This window comes from Pseudomonas agronomica (genome assembly GCF_025917275.1).
Taxonomy (GTDB): domain Bacteria; phylum Pseudomonadota; class Gammaproteobacteria; order Pseudomonadales; family Pseudomonadaceae; genus Aquipseudomonas; species Aquipseudomonas agronomica.
In genome coordinates this window covers 1-2,104 of the sequence record NZ_JAOSHO010000692.1, presented here as the reverse complement: position 1 = coordinate 2,104, position 2,104 = coordinate 1, and the positions used below count along the sequence as shown (strand labels likewise).

General features: G+C 62.7%; 2 protein-coding genes. Both read right to left on the bottom strand.

The features are described from left to right. The coding region (locus OC610_RS26225; protein ID WP_264432010.1) for an AraC family transcriptional regulator ligand-binding domain-containing protein at positions 1-1,023 on the bottom strand (1,023 nt) is incomplete at its 3' end. A 9-nt stretch (positions 1,024-1,032) separates the two neighbouring features. After that, positions 1,033-1,947: a GGDEF domain-containing protein gene (locus OC610_RS26220; RefSeq protein WP_264432008.1), complete on the bottom strand. Its 915-nt coding sequence runs from the start codon at positions 1,945-1,947 to the stop codon at positions 1,033-1,035. Positions 1,948-2,104 lie beyond the last annotated feature (157 nt).

Below are 2,104 nucleotides of genomic sequence, written 5' to 3'. Positions count from 1 at the left end.
CAACTGCCGGATCAGCTTCGGCGTACTGCCGGTCCAGCGCTTGAATGCCCGGCGGAAGTTCGCCGTATCGTTGAAGCTCAGGTACTGCGCCACTTCCTCGTTGCTGAACCCCTTGACCTGATACAGGTACAGCGCCACGTGCGTGTGCACCCGATCCACCTGTTGCTGGAACCCGGTGTGGTGCTTGTGTAACTTGCGCTTGAGCGTCGCCGGGCTCATGGCGAAGGCCTGTGCGGTCTGTTCCAGGCTTGGCGTTTGCTGTACGTGGGCATGCAGATAGTCGTAGAGACAGTCTAGGAAGCTCGACGCGAAACCCAATTGGTCGACCTGCTCCCGGGCTTCGATCCGCGCGACTTGGCCAGCGGTCGCCGAGGTGTTGGGCCAGGGTTGGGCCAGGCAATGACGGGGCAGGCGCATCATATCCAGCGGTCGATTGAACTGGCTGTTCTCGCCCAGGTGCACCCAATATTGTTCGACGTAACGCGGTTCGTCATGGCGAAAATTGCATTGCCAGGGCAGGCGTTCACCGCTGAGCCAGGCACTCATCGCCACCATCGACGTCATGCTGGCTTCGAGCACGAAGCGCCATTGCTCATCGGCGCCGCAGCTGTCCAGCCAGTGGATGTAAGCGTAATGCTCGTCCAGCAGCAAACGAGGTGCGGCCAACGGGCTGAGCAGCAGTTGATAGTCGAGCAGTGTCTCCAGCGCTTGATGCAGATTCTGGGCGTGACGCAGGGCATGGCTGGCCGGTCCGTAGTGGCCGGGCAAGAGTCGCTGGCCGAACAGGAAGCTGCTGTCGTTGGCATCCAGCAGCCGTCGGCTGTTATCGATCAGGCCGAGAAACTGTTGCGGGCTGATGCGGCTTCGGCCTGCGAGGATATCGTCGTGGAACAGGCCGGTGCCGCGCAGCAGGCGATGACTGTCGATGTCCCGCGACAGCGCCAGGTCGATCAGCGCCGCCGGTTGATAGTGCCCCGCAATGAAGCGGCTGTCGGATTCGTACCAATGGGTCTTGAGTGTCATCAGCCAGCCTCAGGCACTTTTCGCCAGCGTGTGCCGGGTTTGGGCCAGCGTCAGGTTCAGGCGTTTGAGCAAGGCTTCAGGGGATTCGTCGAACGCCATCACCACCGCCGTGCTGGCCGCCAGTTGCAAGCGTTCGCCGTGCTGCCGGGTCTTGTGGGCGAGGCTGCGAACCGCCTGTTCCAGCTCCTTGGCCTGGCGCAGGCCCTGACTTTCACCCGTGTCGGGCAGCAGCACGACGAAGCGGTCACCGGCGAGGCGGCATACCAGGTCCTGGCGTCGCAGGTTCATCACCAGCAATTGGCTGACGGCTTGCAACACGGCGTCGCCTTCGCTGTGACCGAAACGCTGGTTGATCGCGGCGAAGTTGTCGAGGTCCAGGGCCAACAGCGACAGGGGCTGTTGCCGGCGCCGGCTGTCCTCCAGGCTGGCGGTCAGTTCATGCTTGAGAAAGTCCGCGCCGCCCAAAGGCGTGAGTTTGTCGAACAGACGGTGCTCGCGAAACAGCCGCTCGCGCTTCTCCATCTGCCCGTTGATCGCCAGTTGCTCGCGGTGCCAATGGTAAATGCCCAGCGTCAGCAGGATCATGCCCACCGGCATCGGTCCGGATTCGAGCCAATGGTCCCAGGTGATGGTGTCGGGCAGGTGGATGAACTCATCGAGGCTGTCGATCCACCAGGAAAAGAAAATGCAGCCCAGGCCCATGACCAGGTAATTGGTCACCCGCCCGGCGGGGCGGCTTTTCAGGACCAGGCCCAGCCACACCAGCGCCAGCAGCGCCGAGCCACCCTCGCCGAGAATGTCCAGCCAGATCCACTGCCCCACAGGTTTGATCGAACCGTTGGCCAGATGCAGGATCAGCCCGAGGTTGGCCGCCAGCAGTAGCAGGGCGAGTTTGAGACGATGCGGGCGCAGCGTGGAAAACATGGCCGGAATCCTTTGCCAGAAGCGGAATGCGGCCCAGCACAGCAGATGAATGTGACAGGGCGGTGACGGCGGGCGACGGAGCGGGGGAGGTCGAATCAGCTCACCGGTTATTCGGATTTTTTGCGGCAACACCGCCCCGTGGCGAGGGAGCTTGCTC